Source organism: Acinetobacter sp. Marseille-Q1623, from assembly GCF_902809895.1.
In the GTDB taxonomy this organism is placed as follows: domain Bacteria; phylum Pseudomonadota; class Gammaproteobacteria; order Pseudomonadales; family Moraxellaceae; genus Acinetobacter; species Acinetobacter piscicola_A.
Genome location: NZ_CADDWG010000001.1, coordinates 2,185,239 through 2,205,905, shown reverse-complemented (window position 1 = coordinate 2,205,905; position 20,667 = coordinate 2,185,239). Strand labels below are relative to the sequence as shown.

Below are 20,667 nucleotides of genomic sequence, written 5' to 3'. Positions count from 1 at the left end.
ATTTACCGAGGGAGGGCAGGAAGCTCATGAACACTCAACCATCTTTAGCCTTATTATTTTCTCAGCTCGGTTTGGCAAATAGTCCTGCTGCAATTGAGCTCTATATTCGTACTCATCAATTAACATCTAGTCAAAATTTGCATGACGCGCCATTTTGGAATAAATCACAACGTGACTTTTTAATCAGTCATTTGGTTCAAGATGATGATTGGGCAATGTGGATTGATGAACTAAATCAACAATTACACATGGATGCCTATAAACTACAAACGGCTTAAAAGTATTTATTTCAAACTGAAAAAAAGATGGTATTTCACCATCTTTTTTTGTTTTAAATTCAAAGCTTAATGTAATTTATGTTGAATTAAATCATTAAACCATGTGTTTTGACGTACCTGTTTAAATGCAGGATGTTCTTGCAATAATGCTACATCACATTGTTCAGTTTTCACATATTTAGTGAGCCAATGTCGTGTTAAGGCCAATTCATTTTTAACCGCAGAGGCATAAGCAAGGAAGAAATAAATTTCATTATGTTCATGCGGTGTTAATGGTTTTAAAATTTGCTGCGTAATTAATGCAAAACGATTTTCTTGAGTAATTTCAAAATACAACATATAAGCTTTAGCTAAATGTAGCGACAATTTGAGATATAAACTCATCGGCATTTCTTCATATTCCACACGTGCACTTTCAAGCAATACAATGGCTTCTTGTAGAAAATGAATTTGTTCTTGGCGTACATGGCTAAGTACCACCAATTGCAAGCGTAAGTCAGCTCGTTCCAAAGCGAGTTCAGGCGTGTTTTCTTGCAAATACATTTGGTCTGTTTCACCAATACGTGCAATGATTTGTTTTGTATTTTCAAACATGCGCCTTCATCCTCATTTTTCAATAGCGCTATATATGAGGATGAATATTTAAATTTAAAGATAATGAGCAGCTAAAAAGAACAAAGCGTAAAACTTATAATAGTTGCTGATCTGAACGCAGCCATGCTGTAATGGATAAACGCTGATGTTTAGCTTCAATGACTTCGTGTAATAAATCACTCTGAAATATCGCAAGACGATTGGGTTTAGGGTGGATATAGTGCCATTGATTATTTTTATCTTGTAGATGTAATTGACCACCCCAATCATCTTGCCACTGCTCATGTAAATAATACACAGCGGAGATCATTCGACCATTTTTACCTTGTGGATTATCACGATGTAAAGTATAAAATTCGCCTGCATTATAACAAGCAAAATGTGCTTCTACTTCATTGATTCCTAAATAAAAATAACGATTTAATGTATTGGAGAGTTGTTTTAATGTGTCGATATGTTGTTGGGCAATGTCTAAATTGTCATTGATCCATAAAATATGATCACTACGAATATTGCTGATGACACCATTTTGAACGGCAGCAGCACGAAATTCATTAAGGTGGGTGGTACATTCGAGTACAAGTGCTTGTAAATAGTCTGTGGGATAAACATCATCAATAATGGCGAAACCGTGTTGATCTAAATCATCTAAAATTTGATCAACATTCCAAGACTTTGGGAGAAAGATCACATCCATACATATCCAAAAAATAACGAAAAAATAAAGGCTTTATTTTAGAACAAGAACGGGACAGTGAAGAAATATTTTTTCGTGCTAAAATAGTTGTTGAACTTAGGAATGAATCAAAACATGAATTACCGTCACCATTTCCATGCAGGCAACTTTGCCGATGTCATGAAACATGTGTTATTGCTGCAAATTTTGGCACGTTTAAATGGCAAAGATAAACCATATCGTTATGTAGACACGCATGGTGGTGCGGGTAGATACGATTTATCGACTGCAGAAGCACAAAAATCAGGTGAATTTTTAAATGGTATTCACCGTTTGGTCAAATTAGATGACTCGATTAAGCGTAATGCGCCTGAAGGCGTAAAACAATATCTTAAAATTGTTGAAGATATGCGTGCAGGTTCAGGCAAAGGGGCATATCCAGGTTCGCCGTGGTTTGCACTTGAAGGTATGCGTGAAACAGATAAAGCCACTATTTTTGAAATGCAACGAGATGTATTTCAACAGCTTTATTATAATATTCGTGACAAACGTGCAGGCTTACATGAGCGTGATGCTTATGAAGGCTTACTTGGTGTGATTCCACCGAAAGAAAAACGTGGGTTGGTTATGATTGATCCACCATATGAGTTGGAACGTAAAGATTTTCCTCAATTGGTAGAACTTTTAGTTGCAGCTTATAAAAAATGGCCTACAGGTATTTTTGCAGTTTGGTATCCAATTAAAGATCGTGCCATGATTGAACGCTTTGAAAAGAAAATGATCAAAACAGGTATTCGCCGTCAGTTGGTGTGTGAAGTCTGTGTCTGGCCAGATGACACGCCTGTAGGTTTAAATGGTTGTGGTCTATTGGTGATTAATCCACCTTGGAAATTCTCTGAAGATGCTGATGAAGCTTTACAATGGCTATTTCCACATTTACGTATGAGTGAAAATGGTGGTCATGCAGCAGTACGTTGGTTAGTTGGCGAATAAGCAAAATTGATGAAAAAGGTCACAGTAGGATCGAACAATGACAAATATAAATAAACCTGAAAGCAATCCTTCTTCGCACGATGATCATGCTTTTGACGGCATTACCTTTGAAGTCGAAGAAGTGGAGCATACCTATGAAGGGGAAAAGGTCAAACGTCGCGGGATCTACTTGTGGCCAAATTTAATCACCACTGCTGCATTGTTATCGGGTTTTTACTCAATTATTGCCAGTATGAATGGTGATTTTACCCAAGCGATTTATGCAATTTTCCTTGCTGCTTTATTTGATGGTTTAGATGGACGTGTAGCCCGTGCAATAGGTGCGCAAAGTGCATTTGGTGAACAATTTGATTCGCTCTCTGACTTACTGGCATTTGGTGTTGCACCTGCAATCCTAATGTACAGTTGGAGTTTACATGATCTCGGTCGCATCGGTTTGGCTGCATGTTTTGTCTATACCGCATGTGCTGCATTTCGTTTAGCACGTTTTAACGTGCAAATCGGTGTAGTCGATAAACGCTATTTTATTGGCGTTGCAAGTCCATTAGCTGCTGTGATGATCATTTCATTGGTCTGGGTTGGACGAGATTTTCCCGCTATTTTTGATTTGAAAGATATCGGTATTCAAATTGTCAATGCTGTGATTATTGTCGCTGTAGGATTATTGATGATTTCCAATATCAAATATTATTCATTTAAAACTGTTGATCGTAAACGTGTCCCATTTTTCGTGTTACCAATCGCTGTATTTATTTTGGCAGCAGTGACCTATAATATTCCTGTAGGCATTCTTATTATTTCAATTATCTATGCCATGTCTGGATTTATAACCACTTTTCTGGCTAGAAAAAATGCGGTGAGCTAATAAAAAAATAGGAGTTTGATATGCAGTTGTTCATGAATTTTATCGATGAATCCAAACAGCTCAATCAGGCTCCTTTTCCGCTGAAGCTCGATTATCATCCACAACGTGGACGATTTAAAATTATTCATCAAGGATTGATGATTCCTAATCTACCCGCACCTTTATATTACCTCAATTTCCTGAGCATCATTGGGCAATCCAACATTCCTATATTACGTAATCAAGATGCGATTCACACTACAGCTTTGGATACAGCAACGATTATTGTAAGTTGTAGTGCGCATATGGCTGGGCATTTTTCTTCTTATTCCATTGAAAATGATTGCAACTTCAAATCAGATTTTTATCAATTTGCAAATAAAGAAATATTACAAGGTACTTTTCCATTTTTTCGATTAACACGCCAAGATGACGAGCTGAGTTTTGATCTTAAAATTCAAACCACACCGATCATTTCACATTTCACCAAACTAAAATTAGGTATTTTTAATCATTGGTCTTTGCTGTGTCATTGTCGAGGTGAACTGAGTTACAAGGGACAAAGTTACAACATTGATGAAATGGGTTCATTTGAATATGCTCGCGCAATCAATATTCCTTATTTACCTTTGTGTTTTTTTACCTATCAAATTATTAACCTGCAAAATCAACGTCAATTGTTGTTAGGACAGATTCGTAATAACTTTAATCAAATCGTACAGTCGCGTATTTATTTTAGAGATGCGCAAACTTCAATCGCTGAGATGTTTGATGAAGATGTTCATTTCAAAATTTTGCGAGTGTATCCAAAAGTAAAAACACCAAATCACCAAGAAATGTACTTACCACGAGAGTTTTATTGGACTTTTCAAAATGGAAATAGAAAAATAGAAATCCATGCAGAAAGCCGTGGTGATTATAAATTTGGTCTAGCAGCAGGCTATGTCGGCAGTTTTAAATATTGTGTAAATATTGATGGAATTGAAGAAACAGGAGAAAGTGGCTACTGTGAATACATTGATTGTCGTCCTTTAAAGTGGCAAGAAAAAGAAAATGACGAAAAAAAAGCGGATGAAGCAATGAATATCATGCCATGTGCGCTCAAAAAATAACAAAAACAGCCAAAATTGTAGAATAAATAAGCAAGTAATAAGCTTTTTAAAAAATAAATCAAAAAAGGGGTTGTGTCATATCTGAAATGCTGTAGAATGCACATCCATCGGCGGTGATGAAGATTAAAACTTCTGATAAAACAATGACTTGGTTGAATTGATTAAGTTGGGTTTTAGGAGGAAGGATTAAAAATAATTTTCATTACATGTTGACTTTTTAGAGATAGAGAGTAATATAGCCGACCTAGCTTGATGCTGACGAAGCATTAAGAAGATCATTAAGAGAATATGAAGAACAACTTGTGTGGATTTTTACTGGTTGATTGATCGAAATTATTTTCATTGATTGATGGTAGAAATTACTCGAAGTTTATTTGAGAAATTAATGTCAGTAATTGATGAGCCAGAATTGGCACCTTTTCTTTAAATAAGGTGCAAAATGATTTTAACTGAAGAGTTTGATCATGGCTCAGATTGAACGCTGGCGGCAGGCTTAACACATGCAAGTCGAGCGGGGAAAGGTAGCTTGCTACTGGACCTAGCGGCGGACGGGTGAGTAATACTTAGGAATCTGCCTATTAGTGGGGGACAACGTTTCGAAAGGGACGCTAATACCGCATACGCCCTACGGGGGAAAGCAGGGGATCTTCGGACCTTGCGCTAATAGATGAGCCTAAGTCGGATTAGCTAGTTGGTGGGGTAAAGGCCTACCAAGGCGACGATCTGTAGCGGGTCTGAGAGGATGATCCGCCACACTGGGACTGAGACACGGCCCAGACTCCTACGGGAGGCAGCAGTGGGGAATATTGGACAATGGGGGGAACCCTGATCCAGCCATGCCGCGTGTGTGAAGAAGGCCTTATGGTTGTAAAGCACTTTAAGCGAGGAGGAGGCTACTTTGGTTAATACCTAAAGATAGTGGACGTTACTCGCAGAATAAGCACCGGCTAACTCTGTGCCAGCAGCCGCGGTAATACAGAGGGTGCGAGCGTTAATCGGATTTACTGGGCGTAAAGCGTACGTAGGCGGCTTTTTAAGTCGGATGTGAAATCCCTGAGCTTAACTTAGGAATTGCATTCGATACTGGGAAGCTAGAGTATGGGAGAGGATGGTAGAATTCCAGGTGTAGCGGTGAAATGCGTAGAGATCTGGAGGAATACCGATGGCGAAGGCAGCCATCTGGCCTAATACTGACGCTGAGGTACGAAAGCATGGGGAGCAAACAGGATTAGATACCCTGGTAGTCCATGCCGTAAACGATGTCTACTAGCCGTTGGGGCCTTTGAGGCTTTAGTGGCGCAGCTAACGCGATAAGTAGACCGCCTGGGGAGTACGGTCGCAAGACTAAAACTCAAATGAATTGACGGGGGCCCGCACAAGCGGTGGAGCATGTGGTTTAATTCGATGCAACGCGAAGAACCTTACCTGGTCTTGACATAGTAAGAACTTTCCAGAGATGGATTGGTGCCTTCGGGAACTTACATACAGGTGCTGCATGGCTGTCGTCAGCTCGTGTCGTGAGATGTTGGGTTAAGTCCCGCAACGAGCGCAACCCTTTTCCTTATTTGCCAGCACTTCGGGTGGGAACTTTAAGGATACTGCCAGTGACAAACTGGAGGAAGGCGGGGACGACGTCAAGTCATCATGGCCCTTACGACCAGGGCTACACACGTGCTACAATGGTCGGTACAAAGGGTTGCTACCTAGCGATAGGATGCTAATCTCAAAAAGCCGATCGTAGTCCGGATTGGAGTCTGCAACTCGACTCCATGAAGTCGGAATCGCTAGTAATCGCGGATCAGAATGCCGCGGTGAATACGTTCCCGGGCCTTGTACACACCGCCCGTCACACCATGGGAGTTTGTTGCACCAGAAGTAGGTAGTCTAACCGCAAGGAGGACGCTTACCACGGTGTGGCCGACGACTGGGGTGAAGTCGTAACAAGGTAGCCGTAGGGGAACCTGCGGCTGGATCACCTCCTTAACGAAAGATTGACGATCGGTAAGAATCCACAACAAGTTGTTCTTCATTGAAGTATCTGAGGGTCTGTAGCTCAGTTGGTTAGAGCACACGCTTGATAAGCGTGGGGTCACAAGTTCAAGTCTTGTCAGACCCACCATTCTGACGAACACATTATTTAATTGAAAAATTAAATATTGAGTACAGGGAATTAGATATTTTAGATCTTAAGCTGGGGACTTAGCTTAGTTGGTAGAGCGCCTGCTTTGCACGCAGGAGGTCAGGAGTTCGACTCTCCTAGTCTCCACCACATTCTTACAGAATGTTAACTAGCTAATAAACAAGCAAATAAAATGATAGCTTATAGAGCTTAGTGATAAAGAAGCGTATAATACGCTGCATTGTTATTAAGCTCTGTGATTTATCACAGTTGACTGCGATCTGACGAAGACGTAGTGAATCATTAACAGAATATATTTGAGTTGAAATAAATTGTTCATACTCGTTTCAAGTAGGCAACTACAAGAAATGAGTTACTAGCGATAAAACTGAATCAAGCGTTTTGGTATATGAATTTAGATTGAAGCTGTACAGTGCTTAAGTGCACAAGACGCCAACTGTATGATTGACTGAGTAATTAGTTGATCTGTTGCTCATCCTACTTGTAGGGATGAACGACTGTTTGGGGTTGTATAGTCAAGTAATTAAGTGCATGTGGTGGATGCCTTGGCAGTCAGAGGCGATGAAAGACGTAATAGCCTGCGATAAGCTTCGGGGAGGCGGCAAATATCCTGTGATCCGGAGATTTCTGAATGGGGAAACCCACTTACCATAAGGTAGGTATCGTATGATGAATACATAGTCATACGAGGCGAACGAGGGGAAGTGAAACATCTCAGTACCCTTAGGAAAAGAAATCAATTGAGATTCCCTCAGTAGCGGCGAGCGAACGGGGATCAGCCCATTAAGTTATATGTGTTTTAGCGGAACGCTCTGGGAAGTGCGACCGTAGAGGGTGATAGTCCCGTACACGAAAGGGCACATATAATGATGACGAGTAGGGCGAGGCACGTGAAACCTTGTCTGAATATGGGGGGACCATCCTCCAAGGCTAAATACTCCTGACTGACCGATAGTGAACCAGTACCGTGAGGGAAAGGCGAAAAGAACCCCTGTGAGGGGAGTGAAATAGATCCTGAAACCGCATGCATACAAGCAGTGGGAGCCGACTTGTTCGGTGACTGCGTACCTTTTGTATAATGGGTCAGCGACTTATATTCAGTAGCAAGGTTAACCGTATAGGGGAGCCGTAGAGAAATCGAGTCTTAATAGGGCGTATAGTTGCTGGGTATAGACCCGAAACCGGGTGATCTATCCATGAGCAGGTTGAAGGTTGGGTAACACTAACTGGAGGACCGAACCCACTGTCGTTGAAAAGCCAGGGGATGACTTGTGGATAGGGGTGAAAGGCTAATCAAACTCGGTGATAGCTGGTTCTCCCCGAAAGCTATTTAGGTAGCGCCTCGGACGAATACCATTGGGGGTAGAGCACTGTTTCGGCTAGGGGGTCATCCCGACTTACCAAACCGATGCAAACTCCGAATACCAATGAGTACTATCCGGGAGACAGACTGCGGGTGCTAACGTCCGTAGTCAAGAGGAAAACAATCCAGACCGCCAGCTAAGGTCCCAAAATCTATATTAAGTGGGAAACGATGTGGGAAGGCATAGACAGCTAGGAGGTTGGCTTAGAAGCAGCCACCCTTTAAAGAAAGCGTAATAGCTCACTAGTCGAGTCGGCCTGCGCGGAAGATGTAACGGGGCTAAAATATAGTACCGAAGCTGCGGATGTATACTATGTATACGTGGTAGGGGAGCGTTCTGTAAGCCGATGAAGGTGGATTGAGAAGTCTGCTGGAGGTATCAGAAGTGCGAATGCTGACGTGAGTAACGACAAAACGGGTGAAAAACCCGTTCGCTGAAAGACCAAGGGTTCCAGTCCAACGTTAATCGGGGCTGGGTGAGTCGACCCCTAAGGCGAGGCCGAGAGGCGTAGTCGATGGGAAATTGGTTAATATTCCAATACTTCTGTGTAATGCGATGAGAGGACGGAGAAGGTTAAGTCAGCCTGGCGTTGGTTGTCCAGGTGAAAGGTTGTAGGCATGTATCTTAGGCAAATCCGGGGTACTCTATGCTGAGAACTGATAGCAAGCTGTACTTGTACAGTAAAGTGGCTGATACCATACTTCCAAGAAAAGTCTCTAAGCTTCAGTTACACAGGAATCGTACCCGAAACCGACACAGGTGGTCAGGTCGAGTAGACCAAAGCGCTTGAGAGAACTCTGCTGAAGGAACTAGGCAAAATGGTACCGTAACTTCGGGAGAAGGTACGCTGCTTTTGGTGATGGAACTTGCTTCCTGAGCTGAGAGCAGCCACAGAAACTAGGCCCCTGCAACTGTTTATTAAAAACATAGCACTCTGCAAACACGAAAGTGGACGTATAGGGTGTGATGCCTGCCCGGTGCTGGAAGGTTAATTGATGGGGTTAGCGTAAGCGAAGCTCTTGATCGAAGCCCCAGTAAACGGCGGCCGTAACTATAACGGTCCTAAGGTAGCGAAATTCCTTGTCGGGTAAGTTCCGACCTGCACGAATGGCATAATGATGGGGGCGCTGTCTCCAGCAGAGGCTCAGTGAAATCGAAATCGCCGTGAAGATGCGGTGTACCCGCGGCTAGACGGAAAGACCCCGTGAACCTTTACTGCAGCTTGACATTGAACTTTGATCTTACTTGTGTAGGATAGGTGGGAGGCTTTGAAACCGAGACGCTAGTTTCGGTGGAGCCAATCTTGAAATACCACCCTGGTAATATTGAGGTTCTAACTCTGCTCCATTATCTGGAGCGAGGACCATGTCTGGTGGGTAGTTTGACTGGGGCGGTCTCCTCCTAAAGAGTAACGGAGGAGTACGAAGGTGCGCTCAGCGTGGTCGGAAATCACGCGTAGAGTATAAAGGCAAAAGCGCGCTTAACTGCGAGACCCACAAGTCGAGCAGGTACGAAAGTAGGTCTTAGTGATCCGGTGGTTCTGTATGGAAGGGCCATCGCTCAACGGATAAAAGGTACTCTGGGGATAACAGGCTGATACCGCCCAAGAGTTCATATCGACGGCGGTGTTTGGCACCTCGATGTCGGCTCATCTCATCCTGGGGCTGAAGCAGGTCCCAAGGGTATGGCTGTTCGCCATTTAAAGAGGTACGCGAGCTGGGTTTAGAACGTCGTGAGACAGTTCGGTCCCTATCTACCGTGGGCGCTGGAAATTTGAGAGGATCTGCTCCTAGTACGAGAGGACCAGAGTGGACGAACCTCTGGTGTACCGGTTGTGACGCCAGTCGCATCGCCGGGTAGCTATGTTCGGAAGGGATAACCGCTGAAAGCATCTAAGCGGGAAGCCTACCTCAAGATAAGATTTCCCTAGGACTTTATGTCCTCTAAAGAGCCGTTGAAGACTACGACGTTGATAGGTTGGATGTGGAAGTGCAGCGATGCATGAAGCTGACCAATACTAATTGCTCGTGAGGCTTGACTATACAACACCCAAACAGTTGTATGTTTCAATGAATTCAAAGCAAAATGCTTGATTTAGTTCAAAAGCTAGTTACAATAGCAACTCAAATTATCCTGTTAATAACTCATTTGGTACGAAGTAAGGCATACACTGTAAATCACAGTTTAAATAAGACCCGAATAAGGTCCATAACAGTTTGCTGGCGACAATAGCAAGAGTGAACCACCTGATCCCTTCCCGAACTCAGAAGTGAAACCTCTTAGCGCTGATGGTAGTGTGGGATTACCCATGTGAGAGTAAGTCATCGCCAGCTTTTAAATTTAAACACCCTCAACTGAAAGGTTGGGGGTGTTTTTTATGGCGGGTGGGAAAATAATATTTATAAATAAGGAATAATTATTTCAATTATTCCTTGTTATATTTTATTGATTTAATTGTCTTCTTGCATGTTTTAAAGCAGTACGCAACCCTTCCTCAAGTGTTGGATGATAAAAGGGTTTTGTAAGAAGATCGTCAAGTGTTACTTCTTCAGCGATCATCCAAGAAAGTAAATGTGCCATATGCTCAGCGGATTCTACAAAAAGTTCTGCACCTAAAAGTCTTCGTGATGTTTTATCAATATAAACTTCAATGCCACCTTTATTTTTACCGAGTACAAGAGCACGTCCTTGTTTTTGATAGGATGCGAAACCAGTGATAAAATCAACTTCTTTGTCTTTTAATGCTTTATAACTCTGTCCTACTGTTGCCATTTCAGGTGAGCTAAACATAATCGCAAGTGGTGTTAATGTCTTAATATTTTTAATTGGGGTATTTAGACAATTGTGTACAGCCATTCTACCTTCATGAGCCGCTTCATGTTGAATAGGTGTATTTGTAAATGCATCTCCAATAATAAAAATAGGTAAGTTTGCTAATTGCTTCGTTTGGGGATGGATCGGAAGTTTTTTTAGGTCTTGATATTCAGGATGAATATTTTCTAGATTCAGGGTATTCAGCAAAGATTGTCTACCTGTTGCTACTAATAAGTACTCAACCTCTAAAGTTATATTTTCATTTCCACGTTGATAATGAATTCTTACACCATTTTTTGTTTTTTCAACTTTTTGTGGCAGTGTTTCAAATAAAATATTTATTTCTTTGGCAATTGTTTGTTGTGCTAATTCTTGCAATTGTGGGCTAGAAAGTGAACCGACTTTTTTACTTCGTGCAAAAACAGTTGTTTTTATACCTAAACGCTGCATGGCTTGTGCTAGCTCAATTGCAATTACACCACTGCCAATGACTGCGAGTGATTTAGGAAGTTGCTCTAATTCAAAGATTTGATCTGAGGTAATAAGGTGTTCTTTGAGTTCTTGTTTCCATGCAACATCAAAACTTGGTGTTGAGCCTACGGCAATAATAAAACTTTTTGCTTGAAATTGTTGTTGATTGACTTCGATTGTATTGGAATTAATAAATTTGGCTTTGCCATTTATTTTATGGGTAGAATTCCAACTTTCTACATCTTTTAATGTTGCTTGTGTAAATTGGTCACGCAGTTGGCGGACATGCGGCATAATTTGTGTCGTATTAATCTCTGCTTTAATGTTTACTCCAACTTCATCTGCATGTTGTATATCATATAGACGATTTGCACTTGAAATAAGCACTTTACTTGGCATGCAGCCAACACGTGCACATGTTGTATCCCAAGGACCATCATTAATAATCAGAAGCTTATTGGTGTATTTTACAGCTTCTTTATAGGCTGCAATTCCCGCAGTTCCCGCACCAATAATAATAATATCGTACATAAAAAATAACTCATAACTCACTATTTTAAAAAGAATATAATAAAAAAAGCCTTCAAATGAAGGCTTTCTTGCAAATATTTACATTAGTATTTGATGTTATTTGGTTGAGTTAAAGTTGTGCTAATCTTACCATTCTGATTGACAGATTGTCCCTCAAACATAATACCATTAAGTGCATGTTTGAATTTCAATATTGAACCATTTAGGGCTTGTTTAAAGGTAAAAATATTTCTACCTTCGAGATGAATACTACCAGTGAAGCTTTGCTCATTTTTTGAAGGTAATTCATTTTCTATACGTATACCAGAAATTGCAGAAACATTAGGTAAATCTAAGACTTGATCTAGATTCGCTTTAATGCGATATGTAGCTAATGCTGTTGGATCACCTGGAACAGAGGAAACTATAAAGGATACTGGCTCAACATTTGGTGTATTTGGATTATCATTAATTAATACATCAAAACTAGAATTATTTTGTAGTACATATAATTCACCATCTTTTGATGTTGGATCTTTATAAATACTTAAAGCACCATAAGTTTTAGCTTCTTCTTCTGGCTCTATTGTTGATGGAGTGGTTGTTTTTGGGGAAGAGGTTACATTATATTCACCTTCTCCATTCATTGAAACAATACGTAATTGATCTGTTTGTGTTAAACCCCATGACTGTTTATAAGGATAGCCAAAAACACCCGCAACCCATACATCATTAAAGGCTTTATCTTTATTTTGATTATCAAAAATGATCAGGAATGCTTCACCAGTAAATTTTGATATTTGGTCAGGTGAAATTTTTAGAGAATTTAATTGGTCTTTAGTCACGTTAAAATCCCAATTTTGATAAGTATTGGGTGAGATTTTGTTTAGAGCAGCTTTAATATTTGCTTCGCCTTGAAGTACATAACAAGGTGTGTTCTCATATATTTGATTACCTTCACCAGCAAAACAAACATTGTAGTATTTAAAGTTAGATTTATCTGTATCAAAGAGTTTTTTTACATCAGTGGCAAGTCGCAAAGGGCCTTGAGAAAAGGTATCTAAAGCATGATCAATATAGCCTTTAGCTGTTGTAGAATCATTTGGATCATAGTTTCCAAATAAATATTGCCCTTCAGTTTTTAGTAGATCTAATGTTTTTTGTGCTTTGATAGTTTCTTCAGATTGTGTTGTTGGAGGTGTATTATTAGTAACTTTATCATAATAACCATCGCTACCTCCACCACCACACGCAACGAGTAAATAAGACAGACTTAATGCTAATGTTCCTTTCAGAAAATTCATGAGTACCCCAAAAAAATGATTTGAAATGTATGTATAAATTTATTTATATTATGTAAAGATAGCACAGTTAAAATATGGTGCAAATAGCACCATATCATATTTCTTCTAATTTAAATCGACGCCCCCATACTCACGCCAACAGTTGGTTTAACATTCATACTGCTACAAGCGCTTAAAAGTACAACACTCATAATTACAAAAATGACTTTATTCATGAAGAAGTCCCGCCTCTTTTGCTTGATTAAATAATGAGGTTGATCTTGAGCCACTTTTGCAAATCATTAAAATAGGTTTGGGTAAACTATTGTAATATTTTGAAAATTCAATGACATCTTGTTGTGAGATCTTACCTGAAATGACAGGCTGATAAACCAAACTGACTTGAGATTTTTCAGATATTTGACGCAATTGAGATGCTGTAACAAGATTACCCCTTTCATTATCAGGTCGGTTCACAATGACAGATTTAAAGCCTTGAGTGAGCAAAACTTGAAATTTATTGACAGTCATTTTCCCCGCTACACTGACTGATGGTGTCAGTGTAGTTCGATCAAAAAGTGTTTCTGCAAAAGTGTTTGAAATACTAAAACAAAGAAAAACAATCCAAAAGGTAAATTGTTTCTTAGTCATCTAAGAGATCCATTTGTTTTGCAAGTTGGTAAAGGTTGTTTGAACGATTCCCTGTACGACAGAACATTAGCACAGGTTTTGGAAGTTCATTAAAATGATTCGCAAAAGTACGTACATCTACTTCTGTAATTTGACCTGCAACCACAGGCTGATGTACATAATCTAAGCCAGCATTACGTGCAGCTTCCTCAATTTGAGCACTTGTTGGTTGTTCAGTACCACCTTCTAAATCTGGGCGATTATTAATAATCGATTTAAAACCTTTTTCAACAACTTGGGAAATATGTTCAGGACCAATTTGGCCTGCAAATCCAACATTTTCACTCATGATGATGCTCCACAATATTTAAAAAAACTATGTTAGTATCATAGCATTAAGCTTTGTATTACGATTTAGTAATGAAGTAGATTTATAAGATAAAACCAACAAAATATAATGGAATGGAGTGCCTATGTACGCTTATACAGTCGAACCACTGTATGTTCCAAGCGGTCAGGAGGTGATTGCTGCTGATTTCTATAGACCTAAAAATATAAAAAAACCAGCAGTGATTGTGATGGCGCATGGATTTGCAGCCTTAAGACAATTTCGTTTAATCGAATATGCCAAGCGTTTTGCTCAAGCAGGTTATGCGGTTGTACTATTTGATTATCGTTATTGGGGGGGGAGTACTGGGCAACCCCGTGAACAAATTTCCTTGACCGATCAATTAGAAGATTGGAAAACAGTGATCACCTACGTGAGTAGTAAAAAAAGTATTAACTCACGTAAAATGGTGTTGTGGGGAACATCACTCAGTGGGGGATATGTCTTAACACTCGCAGCAGAAGTGAAAAATATTCAAGCGGTCATGGTGCAAATTCCTTTTGTGGATGGTAATGAGACGGCTAAACTTTATCCGATTCATCATTTACCGAAAGCGCTGAAACTCTCTAGCCAAGACTATATGAGTGCAAAAATAGGGATGCAGCCAAAAACATTGCCTGTGGTACATCCTTTTAGTTTGTGTTTTATTCCGACAAGGGACAGCTATAACGGTTATATGTCGATAGTCAATCCTGATTATTATTGGAGTGGTGAAGTTCCTGCACGGGTGTTCTTTAATTTGATTCGCTATCGTCCGATTGAAATCGTGAGAAGGATTAATATTCCTGTGTTGTTTATTGCGGCGAAAAAAGACAGTGTTGTTCCTATTTCATCTAGCCGTGAAACAGCAACAAATATTGCACCATTTGTAAAATATTACGAATGGAACATGTCTCATTATGATATTTATCATGGGCAATGGTTGGAAAAAGCCATTTTGACCCAATTAGAGTTTTTACATCAACATATTGGAGTGAGCTCATGATCATTGTATGCCCAGATTGCGGCGCTAAAAATCGCGTACCTGATGAAAAATTAGATGCACAACCCACGTGTGGTCAATGTCATCAAGCGCTTATTCCACTCGCACCAATTGAGTTAAATGAACAAAATTTTAGCAATTTTGTCAGTCACAGTGATTTACCCATTTTAATTGATTTATGGGCGGATTGGTGTGGACCTTGTAAAATGATGGCACCACATTTTGCAGAAGTTGCAAAGCATAATCCACAGGTGGTATTTGCTAAAATTGACACGGAAGCAAACCCGCGTTTGAGCAGTGCATTTAATGTTCGTAGTATTCCAACGTTAGTTTTAATGAATAAAACCACAGAAATTGCTAGAATAAGCGGCGCTTTACGTTCTAGCCAGTTACAAGATTGGTTAGATGAGCAGTTAAAATCTTTTTAGTTAATTGACCAATTTGGAGTTCATGTGTCAGATTCTCATGTAAAACCTGAAGGTACGCTTTCCCTTCAAACCATCGCAATGCCTGCGGATACCAACTGGAGTGGTGATGTTTTTGGTGGATGGATCGTTTCGCAAATGGATTTGGCAGGTGCAATTCATGCAGAACGTTTTAGTAAAGGACGTTGTGCAACGATTTCAATTAATCAGATGACTTTTTTAGTTCCTGTAAAAGTCGGTGACGTGATTAGTTGTTATACGAAGATTTTAAAAGTGGGGAATACCTCAATTCAAATGCAGATTGAAGTATGGGATAGTCATGACAGTTCTCGTTCAGCAAAACGTGTAACAGAAGGCGTCTTTACCTTTGTTGCTGTCGATGTTGCTGGGAATAAACGTCAAATTCCTGAAGAAGTGAAAGTACAATATGCTGCATCGAAAAGTGCTTAACTTTTTGTAAAGATTAAAAATAAAAAATCCCAATTATGTTTGGGATTTTTTATGTCTATGTGATTTTAAATATTCACTTTAAAACATCGTATTGCTATTGGCACTTTGTTCAGGAATAGCCTGTTGTACATCCCAATGCTCTACAATTTTACCATTTTCTACTCTAAAAATATCGACAATGGCAACGCCACGGTCTTGTGTATTTTGTGTTGAATGTACATGTAAAAAGACCAGATTTCCTTCTGCAACAGCACGTTTGATCACGCTTTTAGCTTCAGGATTCTCTTTGAAATGTCCTATGAAATAATTGACAAATGGTGCTTTACCATCAGGGACATGTGGGTTGTGTTGAATATATTGATCACCGATATAACGATCAGCATATTCTTTGACTTGATGTTTTAAAAATACACCTTCATAGAAATCGATGACGATTTTTTTATTTTGTTCTGCACTGTTTTGTGCAGTTGTGACCGTTGTTGTAGCTGAAGATTGTGAATTTTGTATTGGACTTTGACTACATGCAGTGATGAGTAATGGCAGTACAATAGCACTAGAAATAAGCGCTTTTTTTAAAGTAGCGTGTAACATGATTATTCTCAAGATGATGTTTATATACACCATCTTGAAGATTAAATACGAGAGAATATAGTGAATATTCGTCTCTGATTTTGAGTGATTTGGTAAAATTTTTACTTACTCAAAAGTAAGTTTTATTTACATTTATTTGTTTTTAAGATGTGCTTTTGATACCCAAGCCCACAACATTTCTGCTTCAATAGGTTGTTGACCTGACTCATCTGTGACTGTGACAGCGACAACAGTTTCACCTTTTTCGGTGTCTTGCATGAGCTTACGTTGTTCTTCGGTTAATGTTGCAATCGCAGTTAACCCACCTTTTGATGGGCGTTTAAACTGAATATTCATATGTTTAATGAGGACGATGCATGAATCAGGAATATTCATACCTGTCACAAAACCTGTCGCAGTTTCTGCCACTAAGGCCATCGCACACGCATGCGCTTGTCCGATATGGTTTTGCATATTTTTATTATTTTCAATTTTGACTTCGACACGTGAGGGTGTGATGTCGATATAACGTAGTTTTGCCGTTCCCACCATCGGGACGACTCGACCAAACGCTTTGCTTAAAACGGTACTACGAATACCTGAAGGCAATTTAGATGTTGCTTTGACGATTTTTGCTAAACGATTGGTCTGAGTCATATGAGATCCCTGATGAAAAGACCTTAGTCTTTAAAGTTATTGAATTGGAGTGGGACACCAAACTGCTGTTCTTTTAAAAATGCCATGACTTGCTGTAAAGTATCGCGCTTTTTATCAGTTACACGAATTTTGTCACCTTGAATAGATGATTGCACTTTAACACCACTTTCTTTAATGGCTTTATTAATTTTTTTTGCAGTATCAGAGTCAAGACCATCTTTGAGTTTGATGATTTGAATCACATTTTTACCTGAAGCTGTCATTTTTTGTGGATCAAGTGCTTGAATGTCAATTTTGCGTTTAAAGAAATGATTTTCAAGCATAGTATAGACTTGTTCACATTGGAAATCGCTTTCAGTTGAAATTTTGATTTCTTTGTTTTTTTCATTAATTTCAATCGAAACGTCTTGACCACGGAAGTCAAAGCGAGTCGCAATCTCTTTTTGTGTGTTCTGAACAGCATGATTTACTTCAAAAATCTCTAATTCTGAAACAATATCGAAAGATGGCATAGTTTAGACCTTTACAAATGGAAAGAATATCTGAGATGCTAGGGATGTTTTCTTCATTTGCCAAGTGTTGTTTACATCAAAGGAGTGCGCAATGATCCGTAAACAAGAAATTACAACATTTGAGTTCCCAGAAAATGCAATTATCTGGGATGTTCGTGATCAAAAAGCTTATGCTGAAGGTCATATCAAAGGTGCTGTTAATCAGCCTATTGATAATTTATCGGCGGAGAGCTTAACTCAAGTGAATTCGGATCAACCCATATACATTTTATGTGGCGGTGGTAGTAAAGCCCCACGTGCAGCTGAAAAGTTAGAAAGCTTAGATAGCTCTCGTGATTATGTCGTACTTATGGGTGGTACACGTGCAGCACGTGATGCAGGCTTGCCTTTAGAGCAAGAAGCATAAAGAAAAGCGCCGTAAGGCGCTTTTTTTGGCATTAGAGAAAGGTTTTAAATTCTGAGCGTAAATAAAAACAAAAAGTTAAATGTGTGGTGCTTGATAATAAGGTTTACGCACCCTGATCTTTTTTCGACCACGTGTAGGACTGAGCATATTCAATAAATTTTGCGAAATAGGGCAGGCTTCCTTTAAAACCAATGCTGCTAAAATTTCACTACAAAGCGGTGCAAATAAAAAACCTTTCGAGCCTAAGCCTGCAAAGGTATACATCTCTAGATCATCTACGCCTTGCCCAAGTACAGGAAAATAGTCCAATGTTTGCGCACGTACAGAGGCACGCCCTTGCCAACTATCTATTTGAGGCAATGCTTCAGCATAGGCAGGAAAGGCATTGTGGATAAGTTCGTAGTTATGCACATGGTCGGCTTGTGCTAAAGCTGAATCATCGCATTCAGGATGGAATGATGCACCTAAAATCAAATGTTCAGCATCGAGTTGCATACAGTAACCACCAAAACTGTAGGCATGTTGGGGATTTAAAGCCAGTCCGGTATTTTCGAGCCAACTCACTTGCCCACGAATGGCCCTTAAGCGTGGGTAGTGTGAGAAAAACTTCTGACTTTCACGTGCGCAGCACACCACAACATGATCAAACTGCCCTAAGATATTTTTATGTGCATCTGAAAGTTGAACCTGTTTATTGTCTAATTTTTGGCATTGTTCAATCTGTGCGATTTTAAAATCAATTAAATCATGCGCAAGGATTTGATCACGTAGTTGCTGCGGTGAAATTGCACCTGCCTGTTTAAGTTGCACACTGGCATAGTGGGTTTGCAGATCTAATTGCTCAGCAGTGAAATATTCTAAAACCTCAGAAGAATAATCATTGACTAAATCTAAAGCCTCTTGCAGATTTTTTTGAATCAGTTGCTGCACTGAAATTGCCCGAAAGGCTTTAAATTGAGGGTAATAATGTTGTGCAAATTGCCATGATAAGGTCATCAGATGATCTGCACTTTGTGCAATCGGACTGAGTTTAGGGTTAAGTAACGCGAGGGGATTACCCGAAGCACCTGCCAATGGCGCTGATTGGTCGTAGATGCTCACTTGATGCCCACGCTCGGCAAATGCCCAAGCACAGCTTAAGCCCGCGATTCCTGCGCCTATAATCGCAATATGGCGTTGTTTGTTGTACTGAGCAATATTGGTTTCAGATTTTTGTTGCACTACCTCTTGATGTTGCTTTGCATCATCATTGTTATGCAGCGCTGATTGTGCCTCGGGTTTGATCCAAATCGCTTTGAGCATTTCCCGTTTATGCCCAAAACCTTTGGGGCGTGAAATAAAAATGCCATGTTGTTTTAAAGCTCGTTTTAAAACACCTGCAACACTGAATGAGGCAAAGCTCGTCCCATAATTAGATAAACGCACGACATGATTGAAAATATGTTCTGCCCATAAATCAGGATTACACGAGGGTGCAAAACCATCTAAAAACCATGCATTCACCGATGTGGTTTTTGGAATGATGGGGAAAACATCCTGTGCGTCACCGAGCCATAAATCAATGGAAAAGCGCTCAGATGGAAAGTTTAGACGATGACAACCCGCAAGAGGTAAAGGGTACTGCTGAATCAGTTGATCTGCTAAAGGCTTGAGTTCATCCCAAGCATTTAAAGCACGTATCAGATCCGTTTTGGACAATGGAAATTTTTCAACACTGATGGCATGTAAATGGCTATGATTATCAGGACGAACCTGTTGCCAAAGTTGCCATAACGCTAAAATATTTAAACCTGTGCCAAAACCTGTTTCAGCGACTGTGAAATATTCAAAATTATGTAAATCGGCTAAGCGGGTGGAAAGATCATTGCCATTTAAAAATACATGGCGTGTTTCGAGTAATCCATTGTCTTTGGAAAAATAGACATCACCGAATTGTTTAGAGACAGGAACTTCAATTCCATCAACACATTGCCAATCCAAGTCAGCAGTTTGAATGGTATTTGGCAATGTTATATACCTTTTGAAATTTTAAATAAAACGCTTAAATCAAGTCGGTGAGGTCAGTGGCTTACCATTGACGACGACGCTTGGTATAGATATAACTGGCAATCAAGAAGCCTAATAATACACCCACAGCAATGGTTGCGGCGCCGTATAAAAACATTTGTGCACTTTGTTCACTCTGTAAAACTTGAACTTGCACACCAAGATTGTCATTTTTCAATTGTAATTCTTGGTTTTGTGATAATGCTTCCAAATTGGCTTTTTCAAGCTGCTGTAAGCGAGTCGCTTGATCTTTGACCAAAGCTTTGACTTTGGCATCTTGCGCGGCTTTTTCTTTGATGATCTGTTCTGCGGTTAATGGTTTATTTTCCTGTGCTTGCGCTTGATTTTGTACAATCGCATTAGCACCCGCAACCGCAGGCAGAATAGAGGGTTTTGGGGGAGGCGTTGCCGCAGTAATTTGTGCAGCTTGATTGGTTGGTGTTGTAGCTGTCGGTTCTGCCCAAACGACAGACGAGCAGAATAAAGAAAAACCCAATAAACTTTGGACAACAACACGCATTG

The 20,667-nt window shown here is 39.9% G+C and carries 19 protein-coding genes, 2 tRNA genes and 3 rRNA genes; 13 read left to right on the top strand and 11 right to left on the bottom strand.

What is annotated here, in order from left to right; translation table 11 throughout:
- Positions 1 to 26 precede the first annotated feature (26 nt).
- Complete coding sequence (locus HUV91_RS10465) at positions 27 to 278, top strand: DUF2789 family protein (protein ID WP_174493349.1); 252 nt, start codon at positions 27 to 29, stop codon at positions 276 to 278.
- 66 nt (positions 279 to 344) lie between these two features.
- Here the strand turns inward: HUV91_RS10465 and HUV91_RS10460 are convergent, their stop codons facing one another.
- Positions 345 to 872: a hypothetical protein gene (locus HUV91_RS10460; RefSeq protein WP_174493348.1), complete on the bottom strand. Its 528-nt coding sequence runs from the start codon at positions 870 to 872 to the stop codon at positions 345 to 347.
- Between the two features lie 94 nt (positions 873 to 966).
- Positions 967 to 1,569, bottom strand: coding sequence for a 2OG-Fe(II) oxygenase (locus HUV91_RS10455; protein ID WP_174493347.1), 603 nt, complete (start codon positions 1,567 to 1,569; stop codon positions 967 to 969).
- Positions 1,570 to 1,683: 114 nt separating this feature from the next.
- On the opposite strand from HUV91_RS10455, the gene HUV91_RS10450 reads away from it, so the two are divergent.
- The 8 genes from HUV91_RS10450 (at position 1,684) to rrf (ending at position 10,334) form a co-directional block, all read left to right on the top strand.
- Positions 1,684 to 2,541, top strand: coding sequence for a 23S rRNA (adenine(2030)-N(6))-methyltransferase RlmJ (locus HUV91_RS10450; protein WP_130074400.1), 858 nt, complete (start codon positions 1,684 to 1,686; stop codon positions 2,539 to 2,541).
- A gap of 37 nt (positions 2,542 to 2,578) precedes the next feature.
- Complete coding sequence (pssA, locus tag HUV91_RS10445; protein WP_130074401.1) at positions 2,579 to 3,406, top strand: CDP-diacylglycerol--serine O-phosphatidyltransferase; 828 nt, start codon at positions 2,579 to 2,581, stop codon at positions 3,404 to 3,406.
- Positions 3,407 to 3,426: 20 nt separating this feature from the next.
- A complete protein-coding gene (locus HUV91_RS10440; RefSeq protein WP_174493346.1) occupies positions 3,427 to 4,497 on the top strand; it encodes a DUF6670 family protein in 1,071 nt (356 codons plus the stop codon).
- Positions 4,498 to 4,943: 446 nt separating this feature from the next.
- A 16S ribosomal RNA gene (locus HUV91_RS10435) occupies positions 4,944 to 6,480 on the top strand.
- A gap of 59 nt (positions 6,481 to 6,539) precedes the next feature.
- Positions 6,540 to 6,616 (top strand) — tRNA-Ile (locus HUV91_RS10430).
- Positions 6,617 to 6,690: 74 nt separating this feature from the next.
- A tRNA-Ala gene (locus tag HUV91_RS10425) sits at positions 6,691 to 6,766 on the top strand.
- Positions 6,767 to 7,150: 384 nt separating this feature from the next.
- A 23S ribosomal RNA gene (locus HUV91_RS10420) occupies positions 7,151 to 10,043 on the top strand.
- A 176-nt stretch (positions 10,044 to 10,219) separates the two neighbouring features.
- A 5S ribosomal RNA gene (gene rrf, locus HUV91_RS10415) occupies positions 10,220 to 10,334 on the top strand.
- Together the 16S, 23S and 5S rRNA genes with 2 tRNA genes alongside form the textbook arrangement of a ribosomal RNA operon.
- Before the next feature lie 109 nt (positions 10,335 to 10,443).
- Here the strand turns inward: rrf and HUV91_RS10410 are convergent.
- The 4 genes from HUV91_RS10410 to HUV91_RS10395 all read right to left on the bottom strand — a co-directional run bounded on the left by HUV91_RS10410 (position 10,444) and on the right by HUV91_RS10395 (position 14,058).
- A complete protein-coding gene (locus HUV91_RS10410) occupies positions 10,444 to 11,817 on the bottom strand; it encodes a dihydrolipoyl dehydrogenase (protein ID WP_174493345.1) in 1,374 nt (457 codons plus the stop codon).
- An 83-nt stretch (positions 11,818 to 11,900) separates the two neighbouring features.
- Positions 11,901 to 13,100 carry a hypothetical protein gene (locus HUV91_RS10405; RefSeq protein WP_174493344.1) on the bottom strand — a complete coding sequence of 400 codons (1,200 nt, stop codon included), beginning with the start codon at positions 13,098 to 13,100 and terminating at the stop codon, positions 11,901 to 11,903.
- Between the two features lie 207 nt (positions 13,101 to 13,307).
- Positions 13,308 to 13,730, bottom strand: coding sequence for a beta-lactamase hydrolase domain-containing protein (locus tag HUV91_RS10400; protein ID WP_130074062.1), 423 nt, complete (start codon positions 13,728 to 13,730; stop codon positions 13,308 to 13,310).
- Positions 13,723 to 14,058, bottom strand: coding sequence for a TIGR01244 family sulfur transferase (locus HUV91_RS10395; RefSeq protein ID WP_174493343.1), 336 nt, complete (start codon positions 14,056 to 14,058; stop codon positions 13,723 to 13,725). The genes HUV91_RS10400 and HUV91_RS10395 overlap by 8 nt, the downstream gene beginning before the upstream one ends.
- Before the next feature lie 124 nt (positions 14,059 to 14,182).
- On the opposite strand from HUV91_RS10395, the gene HUV91_RS10390 reads away from it, so the two are divergent.
- From HUV91_RS10390 to HUV91_RS10380, 3 genes are all read left to right on the top strand, one after another.
- Complete coding sequence (locus HUV91_RS10390; protein WP_174493342.1) at positions 14,183 to 15,082, top strand: alpha/beta hydrolase; 900 nt, start codon at positions 14,183 to 14,185, stop codon at positions 15,080 to 15,082.
- The gene (trxC, locus tag HUV91_RS10385; RefSeq protein ID WP_174493341.1) at positions 15,079 to 15,507 is read left to right on the top strand and encodes a thioredoxin TrxC; all 429 of its coding nucleotides are present in this window, start codon (positions 15,079 to 15,081) and stop codon (positions 15,505 to 15,507) included. The genes HUV91_RS10390 and trxC overlap by 4 nt, the downstream gene beginning before the upstream one ends.
- A 78-nt stretch (positions 15,508 to 15,585) precedes the next feature.
- Positions 15,586 to 15,954 (top strand): acyl-CoA thioesterase, encoded by a 369-nt coding sequence (locus HUV91_RS10380; protein WP_416332289.1) that lies wholly within the window; start codon positions 15,586 to 15,588, stop codon positions 15,952 to 15,954.
- 78 nt (positions 15,955 to 16,032) lie between these two features.
- On the opposite strand, the gene HUV91_RS10375 is transcribed toward HUV91_RS10380, so the two are convergent.
- From HUV91_RS10375 to HUV91_RS10365, 3 genes are all read right to left on the bottom strand, one after another.
- A complete protein-coding gene (locus HUV91_RS10375) occupies positions 16,033 to 16,545 on the bottom strand; it encodes a nuclear transport factor 2 family protein (RefSeq protein ID WP_174493340.1) in 513 nt (170 codons plus the stop codon).
- Positions 16,546 to 16,677: 132 nt separating this feature from the next.
- On the bottom strand, positions 16,678 to 17,181 hold the full coding sequence (locus tag HUV91_RS10370) for a DUF4442 domain-containing protein (RefSeq protein ID WP_130074068.1): 504 nt from the start codon (positions 17,179 to 17,181) through the stop codon (positions 16,678 to 16,680).
- Between the two features lie 23 nt (positions 17,182 to 17,204).
- Positions 17,205 to 17,693 carry a YajQ family cyclic di-GMP-binding protein gene (locus HUV91_RS10365; protein WP_130074069.1) on the bottom strand — a complete coding sequence of 163 codons (489 nt, stop codon included), beginning with the start codon at positions 17,691 to 17,693 and terminating at the stop codon, positions 17,205 to 17,207.
- Between the two features lie 91 nt (positions 17,694 to 17,784).
- Between HUV91_RS10365 and HUV91_RS10360 the strand changes: the two genes are divergently transcribed.
- Entirely contained in the window at positions 17,785 to 18,099 is a 315-nt protein-coding gene (locus HUV91_RS10360) for a rhodanese-like domain-containing protein (RefSeq protein WP_130074070.1), read from the top strand.
- Between the two features lie 75 nt (positions 18,100 to 18,174).
- On the opposite strand, the gene mnmC is transcribed toward HUV91_RS10360, so the two are convergent.
- Complete coding sequence (gene mnmC, locus HUV91_RS10355) at positions 18,175 to 20,106, bottom strand: FAD-dependent 5-carboxymethylaminomethyl-2-thiouridine(34) oxidoreductase MnmC (RefSeq protein ID WP_174493339.1); 1,932 nt, start codon at positions 20,104 to 20,106, stop codon at positions 18,175 to 18,177.
- A 61-nt stretch (positions 20,107 to 20,167) separates the two neighbouring features.
- Entirely contained in the window at positions 20,168 to 20,665 is a 498-nt protein-coding gene (locus HUV91_RS10350; protein WP_174493338.1) for a hypothetical protein, read from the bottom strand.
- Positions 20,666 to 20,667 lie beyond the last annotated feature (2 nt).